Annotated in this window: 16 protein-coding genes; 9 read left to right on the top strand and 7 right to left on the bottom strand. The window is 68.5% G+C overall.

Annotation, left to right across the window (positions count from 1 at the left end; translation table 11 throughout):
- Positions 1–814, bottom strand: an 814-nt coding sequence (locus tag ADBZ5N_RS12680) for an NAD-dependent epimerase/dehydratase family protein (RefSeq protein ID WP_526257837.1), incomplete at its 3' end; no start/stop codon positions are given.
- Positions 815–992: 178 nt separating this feature from the next.
- On the opposite strand from ADBZ5N_RS12680, the gene ADBZ5N_RS12675 reads away from it, so the two are divergent.
- Positions 993–1532, top strand: coding sequence for a hypothetical protein (locus ADBZ5N_RS12675; RefSeq protein WP_526257836.1), 540 nt, complete (start codon positions 993–995; stop codon positions 1530–1532).
- Between the two features lie 74 nt (positions 1533–1606).
- Positions 1607–2029 (top strand): hypothetical protein, encoded by a 423-nt coding sequence (locus ADBZ5N_RS12670; protein ID WP_526257835.1) that lies wholly within the window; start codon positions 1607–1609, stop codon positions 2027–2029.
- Here the strand turns inward: ADBZ5N_RS12670 and ADBZ5N_RS12665 are convergent, their stop codons facing one another.
- Genes ADBZ5N_RS12665 through ADBZ5N_RS12655 form a run of 3 tightly spaced genes read right to left on the bottom strand, consistent with a single transcriptional unit; the run spans position 2030 to position 4109 of the window.
- The gene (locus ADBZ5N_RS12665) at positions 2030–2254 is read right to left on the bottom strand and encodes an exodeoxyribonuclease VII small subunit (protein WP_526257834.1); all 225 of its coding nucleotides are present in this window, start codon (positions 2252–2254) and stop codon (positions 2030–2032) included.
- The gene (gene xseA / locus ADBZ5N_RS12660) at positions 2251–3483 is read right to left on the bottom strand and encodes an exodeoxyribonuclease VII large subunit (RefSeq protein ID WP_526257833.1); all 1233 of its coding nucleotides are present in this window, start codon (positions 3481–3483) and stop codon (positions 2251–2253) included. Before xseA ends, ADBZ5N_RS12665 begins: the two co-directional genes overlap by 4 nt.
- Entirely contained in the window at positions 3480–4109 is a 630-nt protein-coding gene (locus tag ADBZ5N_RS12655; RefSeq protein ID WP_526257832.1) for a lipid droplet-associated protein, read from the bottom strand. Before ADBZ5N_RS12655 ends, xseA begins: the two co-directional genes overlap by 4 nt.
- 54 nt (positions 4110–4163) lie before the next feature.
- Between ADBZ5N_RS12655 and ADBZ5N_RS12650 the strand changes: the two genes are divergently transcribed.
- Positions 4164–5162: a 4-hydroxy-3-methylbut-2-enyl diphosphate reductase gene (locus tag ADBZ5N_RS12650; RefSeq protein ID WP_526257831.1), complete on the top strand. Its 999-nt coding sequence runs from the start codon at positions 4164–4166 to the stop codon at positions 5160–5162.
- Here ADBZ5N_RS12650 and ADBZ5N_RS12645 read toward each other — a convergent pair.
- Positions 5159–6235 carry a DUF6542 domain-containing protein gene (locus ADBZ5N_RS12645; RefSeq protein WP_526257830.1) on the bottom strand — a complete coding sequence of 359 codons (1077 nt, stop codon included), beginning with the start codon at positions 6233–6235 and terminating at the stop codon, positions 5159–5161. The two genes, ADBZ5N_RS12650 and ADBZ5N_RS12645, sit on opposite strands and share 4 nt — an antisense overlap.
- A gap of 126 nt (positions 6236–6361) precedes the next feature.
- Between ADBZ5N_RS12645 and ychF the strand changes: the two genes are divergently transcribed.
- Positions 6362–7441: a redox-regulated ATPase YchF gene (gene ychF / locus ADBZ5N_RS12640; protein ID WP_526257829.1), complete on the top strand. Its 1080-nt coding sequence runs from the start codon at positions 6362–6364 to the stop codon at positions 7439–7441.
- A gap of 73 nt (positions 7442–7514) precedes the next feature.
- Positions 7515–7799 (top strand): hypothetical protein, encoded by a 285-nt coding sequence (locus tag ADBZ5N_RS12635; protein ID WP_526257828.1) that lies wholly within the window; start codon positions 7515–7517, stop codon positions 7797–7799.
- Between the two features lie 51 nt (positions 7800–7850).
- On the opposite strand, the gene ADBZ5N_RS12630 is transcribed toward ADBZ5N_RS12635, so the two are convergent.
- On the bottom strand, positions 7851–8684 hold the full coding sequence (locus ADBZ5N_RS12630; RefSeq protein WP_526257838.1) for an alpha/beta fold hydrolase: 834 nt from the start codon (positions 8682–8684) through the stop codon (positions 7851–7853).
- A gap of 111 nt (positions 8685–8795) precedes the next feature.
- Here ADBZ5N_RS12630 and ADBZ5N_RS12625 point away from each other — a divergent pair, with 111 nt between their 5' ends.
- The 3 genes from ADBZ5N_RS12625 to ADBZ5N_RS12615 are packed head-to-tail and all read left to right on the top strand — an operon-like array spanning position 8796 to position 10714.
- Positions 8796–9338 carry an Rv1363c family protein gene (locus ADBZ5N_RS12625; protein WP_526257827.1) on the top strand — a complete coding sequence of 181 codons (543 nt, stop codon included), beginning with the start codon at positions 8796–8798 and terminating at the stop codon, positions 9336–9338.
- Positions 9335–9817: a hypothetical protein gene (locus tag ADBZ5N_RS12620; protein WP_526257826.1), complete on the top strand. Its 483-nt coding sequence runs from the start codon at positions 9335–9337 to the stop codon at positions 9815–9817. Before ADBZ5N_RS12625 ends, ADBZ5N_RS12620 begins: the two co-directional genes overlap by 4 nt.
- A 12-nt stretch (positions 9818–9829) precedes the next feature.
- On the top strand, positions 9830–10714 hold the full coding sequence (locus tag ADBZ5N_RS12615; RefSeq protein ID WP_526257825.1) for an alpha/beta fold hydrolase: 885 nt from the start codon (positions 9830–9832) through the stop codon (positions 10712–10714).
- Here the strand turns inward: ADBZ5N_RS12615 and ADBZ5N_RS12610 are convergent.
- Positions 10695–11486 (bottom strand): SDR family NAD(P)-dependent oxidoreductase, encoded by a 792-nt coding sequence (locus tag ADBZ5N_RS12610; RefSeq protein WP_526257824.1) that lies wholly within the window; start codon positions 11484–11486, stop codon positions 10695–10697. The two genes, ADBZ5N_RS12615 and ADBZ5N_RS12610, sit on opposite strands and share 20 nt — an antisense overlap.
- 38 nt (positions 11487–11524) lie before the next feature.
- On the opposite strand from ADBZ5N_RS12610, the gene ADBZ5N_RS12605 reads away from it, so the two are divergent.
- Positions 11525–12757 (top strand): WS/DGAT domain-containing protein, encoded by a 1233-nt coding sequence (locus ADBZ5N_RS12605; RefSeq protein WP_526257823.1) that lies wholly within the window; start codon positions 11525–11527, stop codon positions 12755–12757.
- Positions 12758–12810 lie beyond the last annotated feature (53 nt).

Here is a 12810-nt window from a genome sequence, read left to right as displayed (position 1 = left end):
CGAACCAGCCGGCGTCGTCGTCGGGGTCGCCGGGCCGCCCGGGTGGTAGGCCGTCGACGAGGCCGAGAGCGGCGGCGGTCTTGCGCGCGACCTCACCCTGGCGCAATCGGTGCGAGTCGTCCCCCCCGATGAGCAGGGTCTGGCCGACCACGTCGGCGGTGCTGGCTGCGGCGAAGGCGTGTGCGACGTCCCGTACGTCGACGGTCTGCAGTCGCCCGTCGGTGGGCAGCAGGGCCTCGAAGTAGATCATGTAGGGATCCAGTCCGAGGTCGAGGTCGACCGTCAACACACCACCCAACCTCAAGATCACCCAGTCCAGTGATGATTCCCGGATGACGGCTTCGGCTTCGGCTTTGTGCCCGCCGTAGACGTCGTAGGGCCGAACTGCAGTACCGGCGGTGAGTACCCCGGTGATCCGGTGTGGATTGCGCGGCCCATAGACAGCGATACTCGACGCCTGGATGAACCGGGGCGGAACAGGCTGTGCCGCAGCGGCATTGACAAGGTAGGTGGTGGCATCGACGTTGACCCGCCGCGCCAGTGCCGGTTTGGCGTAGCACAGCGGCGGGATGACGGCGGCGAGATGGATGACCACCGCAGGTTGGACCGTCACCAGCAACGAGGCCGGCTGAACGCGGTCGGTGAGGTCGGCCCACCGCGTGCTCGCCCCGGCGGGGAGGCTGCCGGCGGCCTTCCGGTTGGCCGGGGTATCCAGATCGGTGGCCACGACGCGGCGTCCGGTCCTCGCCAGGTGCCTGACAGTCGCCGTCCCGACTAATCCGAACGCCCCGGTCACCAGTACCGCGTCGGACATCGCCAATCCCCCTTGCCGGTTCGCCTTCTCATCTTGCCCGACGGCAACTGCCCGGGCTTCGAGTGCGCCGAACGTGCGCCCTGTGCAGGCGAAAGGGCCCAACAATCTGCACAGGCCGCGCATTCGACACAGTTCGCGGCCGCCGCCGCCACGTCGCTGGGGTTTACCATCGCAAAGCATGGATCCCAATCGGCACTGGCCCCCGCCGATGCAGCCGCCGATGCAGCCGCCGATGCCCCCGCCGATGCAACCCCCGATGCCGCCCCCGAAGCCCGGGCGGCCGTGGCTGCCGGCGGCCATCATCGGCGCCGCGATGGTCATCGCCGCCGCGCTGGTCGCCGGCGCTGTGATCCTCAAGAGGGACGGCGCCGCCGACGCTGGTCCGGGCACCTGCGAGGCCTGGGCGGAAACTCGGCTGACCCTGCGGTCGATACCGGCGCTGCCGAACGGCTGGAACTGGAAGACCCCGAACATCACCGCTCTGATCAAGAATCAGAACGCCCCGGTGTCCAAGGCGCTGGATCTGTTCGAGCCGAAGATCGCCGCGGAACCGGCTGACGTTGCCCAGGCTGCCAAGCAATATGTGGCGGCTCGGCGTACCCAGATCGAGACGCTTACCGACCAGAGCTACACCCGGGAGGTCGGCGCGGCTGTCGATAAGGCCCTCACGCGGCTCAATGAGCTGTGCGGCATCCCGTCCGCCGGCCGGCCGATCTGACCGGCGGCTTGGTCGGTGCGCGGCGCCAACCGACGATATGGAGATAAGACGATGTGGAAACAAGGAGACCCAGCATGTCCGAGGAAGCGGAACCTGAGGAGCACAAGCACGCGAACAGCAAGCGCTGGCTGCTGGTGAGCGTCATCGTCCCAATCGCCGTCGCATTGATCAGCGCCACGACCGTCGCCATTGAGCACTGGATCCGTTCGGCAAAGGAGTCGCAGACAGCGAGCTCCGCTACCGTCCTGCCGCCGAGTGACCCCATTCCGGCCGCTTGGTGCTTTGACTGCAACCCCAACCTGATCGCCATCGCCAGGGATTGCCGCGACGGCTCCATGCACGCCTGCGACGACCTGTGGAATACGGTTGCCGACCCGACGGTCGCCGAGCCGGGTGCGATCCGTGACTACGGCATCAGTTGTGGCGGACGACGGCAGTTGAGATCACCGGGCTACCAGTACAAGGACTGCACCGACGAGTTCCCCGGCCACAACTGATCAGTCGTCCGCGGACTCCGAGGCGGCCAGCGCAGCCTCGATCCGCTCCCGGGCCCCGGCCAGGTGTTCCTCGCAGCGGCGGGCCAGCGCCTCGCCGCGTTCCCACAACGTCAGTGATGTATCGAGATCCAAGCCGCCCTGCTCCAGCAGCCGCACCACCTCGATCAACTCGTCGCGGCATTGTTCGTAGCCCAAGTCGCTGACCGGCGTCTGTTCCTGACTCATGCAGTGCCATCCTCCCGCCCGGTGCTGACCGCGCCCACCGCGCCGTCGGCGAGCCTGATCCGCAGCGTTGTGCCGGCCGGAGCGTCGGCCGTCGAGCGCAACACCATCCCGGACCCGTCCACCGTCTGTACCACCGCGTAGCCGCGGGCCAGGGTCGCGGCCGGGCCCAGAGTGGTCAGCCGGGCAACCAGATGTCCTACCCGTTCGGACTCGGCGGCTACCAGCCGTGTGACGTCGCGGCGCGCCGCCTCGCGGGCCCGTTCGACCTCGATGATCCGCTCAGTGACCATCCGGATCGGCTCGGCCAGCGCCGGTCTGCTGAGCAGTGCGGCCAGGGTGTGCTGCTCGCGGCCCATCCAGTTGCGCAGCGCCCGCGCGCTGCGGTGCCGCAGTTCGCCGACGCGGGCCAGTTCGGCCGCGGTATCGGGCACCACCTTCTTCGCCGCATCGGTGGGGGTGGCCGCACGCACGTCGGCCACCAGATCGCACAGCGGATTGTCCGGCTCGTGTCCCACCGCACTGACCACCGGCGTGCGGCAGGCCGTGATCGCCCGGCACAACGTCTCGTCGGAGAACGGCAGCAGATCCTCGACACTGCCGCCGCCGCGGGCGATCACGATGACGTCGACATCGGGATGCGCATCAAGTTCCCGCAGTGCCTCAACGATCTGCGCCACCGCATTAGGCCCCTGCACGGCGGTATTGCGGATGGCGAAGCGCACCGCCGGCCAGCGCCCGGCGGCCACCGTCGTCACGTCGTGTTCGGCCGCCCCGCCTCGGCCGGTGATCAACCCCACCAGATTGGGCAGGAAGGGCAGCGGCCTTTTCAGTCGCGGGTCGAACAGCCCCTCGGCATCCAGCAGTCGCCGCAGCCGTTCGATGCGGGCCAGCAACTCGCCCAGCCCCACCGCCCGGATCTCGCTGAGCCGCAGCGAGAACGCTCCGCGGCGCGGGTCGAACTGCGGTTTGCCGCACACCACGACCTGGGTGCCTTCGGACAACGTGACCGGTGCGTTGCGAACGATGACGGTGCTGCACGTCACCCGCAGCGACATATCGGCGGCAGGATCCCGTAACACCATGTAGGTCGTCGCGCCGCGGCCCCGGATCTCGGTCAACTGACCTTCCACCCAGACGATGCCCAGCTTTTCGATCCAGCTCGCCACCCGGATCGCGACCGCGCGGACCGGAAACGGGTTCTCGGCCGAACCGCCCGGTGCGGTGCTCACTTGGCGGTCGCGCGGGTGATCCTGTTGGCCAGCAGTGTCTGGTAGGGGGCCCGCGCTTTGGCGGCCTCCTCATAGCTCAGCAGCGCCTTCAGGTCGGCCACGCTCAGCGACTGGATCCGCGCCCGCAACTGAGCCAGGGTCAACGATTCGTAGTCCAGTTCCACCGCGATCGGTGGCGGGGTGAGCCCCGAGGATCCCGCAGCGGCCGGCGCCGGAGCGGTGCCCGCCTTCGTGGTGCTCGCCTTCTTGGCCGCCCCCGGCTTGGGCTTGCCGGAACGGGTGCTGCCACTGCCGGAAACCTCATCGGTCACCGAGTAGAGCGCGAACCGGCCCTCGGTCTTGCGCTCACCGTTGGCCGACGGGCGCTCCTGCTCGGCGGGCAGATCCTCGTCGAAGGTCGCCCAGTCCGGCTTCTCGTCCTTCGGCGGGAACATGGTCTCCAGGGCGGCGTCCCCCTTGATCGCCAGCCCGGCCAGGTCCTGCTGGACCTTCATCACGATCTGTGCGACGGTGCTGGCCATCGTCATCGGATACATGACGATGGTCTGGGGAAGCTTTCTGGTCTCCTCCAGCGCGATTACGGCGGCGCCGACCAGCAGCCGGATCCCGTAGGGTGCGGTAGCCATGCGCACCAGCGTACGGCTGGCCCGCGCTGGCGGGGGAGAACGTACCCTGATCCCATGCCGCCAACCGTGAACATGGGTATTCCCGGCGCTACCGGGTCGACCGCACACCGCGACGGCAAGCGGGTGCTGCTCGCCGAGCCGCGGGGCTACTGCGCCGGAGTGGACCGCGCTGTCGAGACCGTCGAGCGTGCGCTGGAGAAGCACGGGGCGCCGGTATACGTGCGCCACGAGATCGTGCACAACCGTCATGTGGTCGACACCCTCGCCGAGCGCGGAGCGATCTTCGTCGCCGAGACCGACGAAGTGCCCGAGGGCTCCATCGTGGTGTTCTCCGCCCACGGCGTGGCCCCCACCGTGCATCGCAACGCCGCCGAACGAAACCTTCAGGTGATCGACGCGACCTGCCCGCTGGTCACCAAAGTGCACAACGAAGCCAAGCGGTTCGCCCGGGAGGACTACGACATCCTGCTGATCGGGCACGAAGGACATGAGGAGGTGATCGGCACCGCCGGAGAGGCGCCCGACCACGTCCAGTTGGTCGACGGCCCCGACGCCGTCGAGGCCGTCACGATCCGCGACCCCGACAAGGTGATCTGGCTGTCGCAGACCACCTTGAGCGTTGACGAGACCATGGAGACCGTCGCCCGATTGCGGGAGCGGTTCCCCACCTTGCAGGACCCACCCAGCGACGACATCTGTTATGCCACCCAGAACCGGCAGGGAGCGGTCAAGGCGATGGCTCCGGAGTGCGACCTGGTGATCGTGGTCGGCTCCCGCAACTCGTCGAACTCGGTACGCCTGGTCGAGGTGGCCCTCGGCGCCGGAGCGGGTGCGGCACATCTGGTGGACTACGCCAAAGATGTCGACCCGGCCTGGCTGGACGGTGTGACCACGGTCGGTGTCACCTCGGGAGCCTCGGTGCCCGAGATTCTGGTCCAAGGTGTACTGGAACGCCTCGCCGAATTGGATTACAGCACAGTGCAGACGGTCACCACGGCCAATGAGACTTTGGTGTTCGCCCTGCCCCGGGAGATCCGGCCGCCGCGCTCCTAGCGGCGGGGCGGCCGGTCCCGGTCGACGTCGTAGGAGCCGTCGACTGGTCCGGAATCGCGGTACCGCACCCGTGAGATCGGATGGTGGGAGCCGGCCCCGCCGGTGGGGGTCGGCCGCCGCCGGGGCTCGTGATAGGGCTCGTGCGGCGGCCCGTACGAGGGCTCGTAGGGGTTCCTGTTGGGCCGGGGACCGCCCTGCGGGTGGGGCTGATAGCCGCGGCCGGTGTCATAGGGCTCGAATCGACTGCCCCGGGTGGGCCGGGCCAGACCGTTGTCCCGGTAGTCGGGACGCTCCCGCCGCGGCGGCGGGGGAGTGCGGCGCGGATCGCGCGGTTCACCGGACCTGCGTCGCGACTCCGGCGCCCACTGGTCCCCGCGGGCCGGGCGGCGGGCGCTCTGACGGCGCCTCGACGGCGTATCGCTGAGCTGGGCGAACTCCTCAGCGGGCGGCCGGGCGCCCCGGGTGCGGCGTGTCTGCGTCTGGCGAGTGCGGTTGCCCGCGCGGTCGGCCACATGCCGCGGGCGGGCCGGGCGGGCGCCGGGTTCCTCGTCCACCGAGCCGTTACCGGCGAAAGCCGAGGACAGTTTGGTGGACAGCGCAGCCAGTACCCCGGGCCTCTCTGCGGCCGCAGGTTGCGGCCGACGGGGCGATGACATGACCAGATACCAGCGCACCAACCCGATCACCAGCACCGCCGAGGAGGTGAACAGCATCAGCGGAAACCGTTCGATCAGCGGATAACCGCAGGTGATGAGGATGTCCTTCAGGCCGCTGAACTCCGACTCGTGGATCAGGTAGTAGGCCAGTGGAACGCCGACGAACAACAGCAATGGCGGTTGGATGACCGCGGTGAAAAGCCCGGACCGGCGCACTGCCAGGACCGCGGCCACGCAACCCAGGGCGTAGAGGACGGCGAAGATGCCGCCGAGTTCCTGGTGTCCGGAACCCGCTTCGATCGCGATCCCAAGCAACGTCGCAGCCAGCGCGATCAGGACCGCACCCCACCACGGAACACCCACGGAGGTGGCGAATCCGGAGCGCTCTTCGGCTCCGACTCCACGCTGATTTGGCACCCTTAGACCGTACCGGTTCGCCCCGTTCTCAGCCTTGCAGCGTGCACTGGCGTGGCTGAGGGCAGACGGTGCGAATTCACAGGCCGTTTCCCGGGGACATCTCACCGGCCTCCTACACTTCAGCCGGTGAGCCTGAGTCTGGGAATTGTCGGTCTACCCAACGTCGGAAAGTCGACCCTGTTCAACGCTTTGACCCGAAACAACGTGCTGGCGGCCAACTATCCGTTCGCCACCATCGAGCCCAACGAGGGTGTGGTTCCGCTGCCGGACCCGCGGCTGGCGAAACTGGCGGAGATGTTCTCCTCCGAGCGCACCCTGCCGGCACCGGTGACGTTCGTCGATATCGCTGGCATCGTCAAAGGTGCGTCTGAGGGCGCCGGACTGGGCAACAAGTTCCTGGCCAACATCCGCGAATGCGACGCCATCTGTCAGGTGGTCCGGGTCTTCGCCGACGACGATGTGGTGCACGTCGACGGGAAGGTTGATCCGCACTCGGACATCGAGATCATCGAAACCGAGCTGATCCTGGCCGATCTGCAGACCTTGGAAAAGGCGTTGCCCCGGCTGGAGAAAGAGGCTCGAAACAACAAGGAACGCAAGCCCATCCATGAGGTGGCCGTGGCGGCGCAGGCGGTTCTCAACGAGGGTACGACGCTGTTCGCCGCCGGGTCCACGGTGGATTCTGCGCTGCTGCGTGAGCTGAACCTGTTGACCACCAAGCCGTTTCTTTATGTCTTCAACGCCGATGAGTCGGTGCTGGGCGATGACGCGAAGATCGCCGAGTTGCGGGCGATGGTGGCCCCGGCCGACGCGGTCTTCCTCGACGCCAAGATCGAATCGGAACTTCAGGAGCTCGACGACGAGTCTGCCGCGGAACTGCTCGAATCCATCGGTCAGCACGAGCGCGGCCTCGATGCCCTGGCCCGAGCGGGCTTTCACACCCTGAAGTTGCAGACCTACCTGACCGCCGGTCCCAAAGAAGCCCGCGCCTGGGTGATCCACCAGGGCGACACCGCGCCGAAGGCGGCCGGGGTGATCCACTCCGATTTCGAGAAGGGCTTCATCAAGGCGGAGGTGGTCTCCTTCGAGGATCTGGTGGCGGCCGGGTCGATGTCGGCCGCCAAGGCCGCCGGCAAGGTTCGCATCGAGGGCAAGGACTACGTGATGGCCGACGGCGACGTGGTGGAGTTCCGGTTCAACGTCTGAACTGCGCCGCTCGCTACAATCAGCAAACTATTGCCCCGCTGCGCCTGATAGCCGCAGTGAAGGAGGAGCTGGAATGAGCCGGTTGTCACGAAGCCTTGTCTGCGCAGGGGTGGGCGCAGTCGCCTGCGGTGGCGTCCTCGTCGCGCAGGTGCTGGTGCCGAGCGGTTCGGCGTTCGCCGATACCTGTGTCGGGGTGGGAAATGTAGCCAGTGTCGATACCTGTGCGGATCTGACGGATGTCGTCGGTGAAATCCTGACTCCGGGGCGCCCGGACCGCGGGCCGGGTGATTGGACACCCAATATCTACACCTGCCTGGGCTGGGACGGCCGATGGGTGGAATCCAACAGCTGCACCTAGCAATTGACCACCGTGCGCGGATGCGAAACTCTGGCGAATTAGCCGGTCTGATCAGGCCGGGGCGACGAACTGCACCACCGCAGCGCTGAACGCATCGTTGTCGTCGCCGGCGGCGGTGTGCCCGGCGTCGGACAATTCGACGAACTTCGCGTGCGGAACCTTGGCGAGGAAGTCCTCGACACCCTCCGGGCTCACCACGTCGGACAGCTTTCCGCGGACCAGAAGAATCGGGATCCTCAATTCCTGGACGGCCCGTTCGAGTTCCTCGATATCGGCGAACGGATCGTCGCCCACCGAGGTCACGAACGCCGGATCCCAATGCCAGTGCCACCGGCCGTCCCGATGCCGCAGATTCTTCGTCAACCCCTCGAGGTTGCGGGGTCGCCGGCGGTGCGGAAGATAGGCGGCGATGGCCTCGGCGGCCTGTTCCAAGGTCTCGAACCCGTGCACATGGCGGGTCATGAAATCCCGGATTCGTGCGGTGCCCGCACTCTCGAAGCGGGGCACGACGTCGACGAGGACGAGTCCGCTGACCTGCTGCGGGCCGGCATTAAAGGCGGCGAGGATCCCCGTCAGTCCGCCCATGCTGGCACCGATGATCACCACCGGACGGCCGATCTGCTCGAGCACCTCTGCAATGTCGGCAGCCAGGGTGTGGACGGTGTACTGGCCGGCCGCTGCGCGATCGCTGTCGCCGTGGCCGCGGGCGTCCACAGCGATGACATGGAAGCCGCGGTCGGCCAGGATCTGGCCGGTGTTCTTCCAGGAGAACCTGTTCTGGCCGCCGCCGTGCAGCATCAGGATCGTCGTCCCGGCCGCGCCGCGGTTCCACTCGTCACCGACCAGGGTCAGCCCCTGGTAGCCGCGGAACCGCACCGTCTGCATGACTGGCTTCACAGCGGACTCCTTTCGACGGTGCGTATCGGACGTTACCGGTGCGCCTGGGTAGCCTTTCGGCCTGAGTAGGTGAAGCCGCCGCGGCGCAAAGGAGCGTGGATGGCCCAGGAGGCCGGCGAGAGGGCCGATGACGCCGACGGGGTGCCGGCGGCGGTGCTCCCGCCACGGCGGCGGTCGCCGCGCGGTGTGCGCCCCGCCCTGGCTGCTGTCCTGATTGTTCTGCTGGCCATCGCCGGGTGGCGCGACATCACGATCCGCCGCGCCGAGGATGTTCGCGAAACCATGCTGGCCGCCGCACGCGCGGGTTTGATCGCGCTGACCACCATCGACCATCAACAGGCCGACCGGGATGTGCAGCGCATCCTGGACTCCTCGACCGGCGCCTTTCGCGACGATTTCGAACAGCGCGCGGAGGGGTTCAAGGACGCCGCCCGCAAGGCGGAGTCCACGTCGGTGGGCACCGTCAATGAGGCCGCGGTGGAATCCGTCGACGGCGACGAGGGCCGGGTGCTGGTCGCGATGACCGTGATGACCTCCAACCGCGGGGTGCCCGAGCAGCAACCCAAAGCCTGGCGCACCCGGGTGACGGTCTCCCGCAGCGGCGACGGATTCAAAGTCGCTGCAGTGGAGTTCATCGCATGACGGCCGCAGGCCTGCGCACACTGGCCACGCCCGTGCTGGCTCTGCTCGCGATAGTTGCCGGAGCCTGGCTGTTCTGGGATGCCCAGGTGCGCCGCGGCGCCGAGCAGGCCGGTGCGCAGGCCCTACTCAGCGCCCGGGAGTCGATCCCGGCCATCCTCAGCTACCAGTCCGCAACCGCCGAAAAGGACCTGCCCGCCGCCGCACAGGACAGGCTGACCGGGAAGTTCCTGGCCGATTACACCCAGTTGATCACAACCGTGGTGGTACCCGAGGCCAAGCAGAAGGGCGTCTCGGCCTCGGCGCAGGTTCCGGCGGCGGCGGTGGTGTCGGCCGACAACGCACGTGCGGTCGTGTTGGCCTATGTCAATCAGAGCCTCACGGTCGGCACAGCGGCGCCCACCCAAGCCAGGTCCAGCGTGCGCGTCACCATGGACAACGTCGACGGCCGGTGGCTGATCTCCGGTTTCGATCCGATCTAGGAGGCTGCGGGGATGACAGAGCCGGGCTGGATAGATGTCAGCGCGCCGACCGTGCGACTGCGTGCCTTGACGTGGGGACCGCAGGACGCTCCGATTGCCCTGTGCCTGCACGGGTTTCCCGATACGGCGTACGGGTTCCGTCAGTTGGCTCCGTTTCTGGTGGACGCCGGCTACCGGGTGATCGCGCCGTTCATGCGCGGCTACGTGCCGTCGTCGGTGCCCTCCGATGGCGCCTATCACATGGGCGCGTTGATGGACGACGCCCTGCAGGTGCGGGCGGCGAGCAATCCGACCGACGACGACGTGGTGATCGGTCACGACTGGGGCGCGGTGGCGGCGACCGGTCTGGCCGCGATGCCCGACAGTCCGTTCCGCAAGGCGGTGGTGATGTCCGTCCCGCCGGCCGCGACACTGCGCAAGCCGACTGCAGGCCTGCTGCGACTGCTGCCGGCTCAACTGGTCCGCAGTTGGTACATCAGCTATTTCCAGCTTCCCTTCGCGCCGGAGCGCTCCGGCGCCTGGATCGTCCCGGTGTTGTGGCGCCGCTGGTCGCCGGCCTACGGGGCGGCCGAGGATCTGCGCCATGTCGACGCCGCGATCGGTGCCCCGGACCGCTGGCGTGCTGCGCTGGGCCCGTATCGGGCGACCATCCGCAATACCCGCCCGCCGGTGCGCTACGCCGAACTGCACCGCTGGTGGACCGAACCGCCGCGGCTGCCGACGCTGTATCTGCACGGCGCCGACGACGGTTGTATGACGGCGGGATTCACCCGGTACGTCGGTCCGGCGCTGCCGGCCGGCAGCGATGCGGCCGTCATCGAGCAGGCCGGGCACTTCCTGCACCTCGAGCAGCCCGCTGAAGTCGGCCGGCGGATCGCTAACTTCCTGCGCGTTTGAGCCCGGGGTGGCTGCGTGCCAGTAACGGAACCAGCAGCCGGCGCGGCGCGAGGTGATACAGCGCCGACGCGGCGCGGTTGAGCCGGCCCGGGACGATCACGGCCGTGCCCGCCTCCAGTCCGTCGATCCCGGCGCGGGCGACGTCGGCCGCTGACACCCACAGTGGTGCGGGCAGCAGCGCCTCGGCTTCAGCATCGGAGAATCCCGCCCGCTCACCGAAACCGGTGTGCACCGGGCCCGGGCACAGCGTGGCGGCCCGGACCCCGGTGCCGCGCAGTTCGGCGCGCAGCGCGTGGGTGTAGGACAACACGAATGCTTTACAGGCGCCGTACACCGCCTGGCCGGGCAGTGGGCCGAATGCGCCCACTGAGGCGACGTTGAGCACCGCACCACGACCGCGACCGACCATGCCGGGGGTGAAGCGGGTGCACAGGTCGACGACGGCGGCAACGTCCACTTCGATCACGTCGAGTTCGGCGTCCGGATCGGCGCGGTGCTGCGGACCCATCGTGGCCCAACCGGCGTTGTTCACGAGGATGTCGATATGCAGACCGAGGGCGGCGATTTGCTCCGGTAGGGCGGCGCGGTCCTCGCGGCGCGACAGATCAGCGCGGACAACCCAAGCGCGCCCGCCCAATTCAGCGGCCAAGGCGTCGAGCAGATCGGCGCGCCGGGCGGTGAGAACCACGTGATGGCCTCGGCGGTGTAGTTCACGCGCGATCTGCACGCCGATACCCGACGATGCACCGGTGACCAGAGCGGCGGGTTGCACGGGTAAATCGTAAGGGGCCGAATCGTAATGTGGCAGCCATGAGGCAGATGGCCGCGGCAGATGCGCAACTGCTGTGGCTGTCGGCGAAGGTGCCCAACGATCAGTTTCTGCTCTACGCCTTTGCCGGCGCCGCCACCGCCAGCGCGGTGGCCGACCTGGCGCAGCGCGCTCGAAGTCGTCCCGAGTTGAACCTGCGAGTGGTCGCAGATCGCCGGTGGCGATACCCCCGCTGGGTGCCGGGCGAGGTCCGCGCGGAGCAGTTCGCGGTCCACGACGGAGGCCAGTGGCAATTCTGTCTGAACTCGGTGGCTGGGCTGCCCCAACTCGATACCGCCCAGATGTGCTGGCGGATGCACGTTTTCCCGGCGGTCGAGGGGGTTCCCGGGGTGGGTGTCGGCTCGGTCGTGGTGGTGCAGATCGCCCATGCCCTCGGTGACGGCACCCGGTCGGCCGACTTGGCGGCGGTGCTCCTCGGGGGGCGCCGGGTGCTGCGGCCGGTGCTGGCGCCGGATCGTGGTCTGCTGCCGTGGCGGGCGATAACGGCCGCCCGCGCGCATCGGCGTCTGGTCGCCGACACCGAGGCAGGTCGGCTACCGCCCCCGACCGGAACCCGGCCGGTGTGCAGCGTCAACGCCGGTGGCGGCCCGGCGCAACTGCGGACCCTCGTCGTCGGCCGGGATCGGCTGCGCCGGCCGACGGTGACGGTCGGTGCCCTGGTTGCTGTCGCCGAGGCACTGGGCGGCTACCTCGGGGAGCGCGGCGAGGACGTCAGTCAGCTCGCGGCGGAGGTGCCAATGGCAGCCCCATTGCAGCAGGTTACCAAGGCGCACAACAACTTCCGTAACGTCGGTGTCGGTCTCCACCCGCAGCTCGACGGGGCGGACCGCGCCCGGCGGATCGCCGCTGACCTGGACGCCCACCGTCGGCGCGGTGAGCATCCGGCCGCTGCCGCCGCTGCGGCGGCCTTCGCGGCGACACCCGCCGCGCTGCTGCGTTGGGGGACAGGGCGGTTCGACCCGAATGTGCATTCGCCGCGCGTCGGCGGCCACACGGTGGTCTCCAGCGTCAATCGCGGCCCCGCCGATCTGAGCTTCGCCGGCCACCGAGTGGTGCTGACCGCGGGATTCCCAGCGCTCTCGCCGATGATGGGCCTGACCCACGGGGTGCACGGCATCGGCGGTGCCGTCGCCGTCAGCGTGCACGCCGCCGCGGCCGTCGACATCGACGACTACCTCGACCGGTTAGCGCACGCCCTGGGGGGCCCACCCTGACCCCACACCCCCGCGAGCAGACGCAAAGTCGCACATTTTTCGGCCCAAACGTG

It is taken from the genome of Mycobacterium sp. (assembly GCF_044370595.1).
GTDB lineage: Bacteria > Actinomycetota > Actinomycetes > Mycobacteriales > Mycobacteriaceae > Mycobacterium.
This window is presented reverse-complemented; position numbering and strand designations above follow the sequence as displayed.

Excerpts from the sequence above, each read along its gene's own strand:
- ADBZ5N_RS12635 (WP_526257828.1), top strand. The coding sequence starts at position 7,515 with ATGAGCCGGTTGTCACGAAGCCTTGTCTGCGCAGGGGTGGGCGCAGTC.
- ADBZ5N_RS12615 (WP_526257825.1), top strand. The coding sequence starts at position 9,830 with ATGACAGAGCCGGGCTGGATAGATGTCAGCGCGCCGACCGTGCGACTG.
- ADBZ5N_RS12625 (WP_526257827.1), top strand. The coding sequence starts at position 8,796 with ATGGCCCAGGAGGCCGGCGAGAGGGCCGATGACGCCGACGGGGTGCCG.
- ADBZ5N_RS12605 (WP_526257823.1), top strand. The coding sequence starts at position 11,525 with ATGAGGCAGATGGCCGCGGCAGATGCGCAACTGCTGTGGCTGTCGGCG.
- ADBZ5N_RS12665 (WP_526257834.1), bottom strand. The coding sequence starts at position 2,254 with ATGAGTCAGGAACAGACGCCGGTCAGCGACTTGGGCTACGAACAATGC.
- ADBZ5N_RS12620 (WP_526257826.1), top strand. The coding sequence starts at position 9,335 with ATGACGGCCGCAGGCCTGCGCACACTGGCCACGCCCGTGCTGGCTCTG.
- ADBZ5N_RS12650 (WP_526257831.1), top strand. The coding sequence starts at position 4,164 with ATGCCGCCAACCGTGAACATGGGTATTCCCGGCGCTACCGGGTCGACC.
- ADBZ5N_RS12675 (WP_526257836.1), top strand. The coding sequence starts at position 993 with ATGGATCCCAATCGGCACTGGCCCCCGCCGATGCAGCCGCCGATGCAG.
- ADBZ5N_RS12630 (WP_526257838.1), bottom strand. The coding sequence starts at position 8,684 with ATGCAGACGGTGCGGTTCCGCGGCTACCAGGGGCTGACCCTGGTCGGT.
- ADBZ5N_RS12655 (WP_526257832.1), bottom strand. The coding sequence starts at position 4,109 with ATGGCTACCGCACCCTACGGGATCCGGCTGCTGGTCGGCGCCGCCGTA.
- ADBZ5N_RS12670 (WP_526257835.1), top strand. The coding sequence starts at position 1,607 with ATGTCCGAGGAAGCGGAACCTGAGGAGCACAAGCACGCGAACAGCAAG.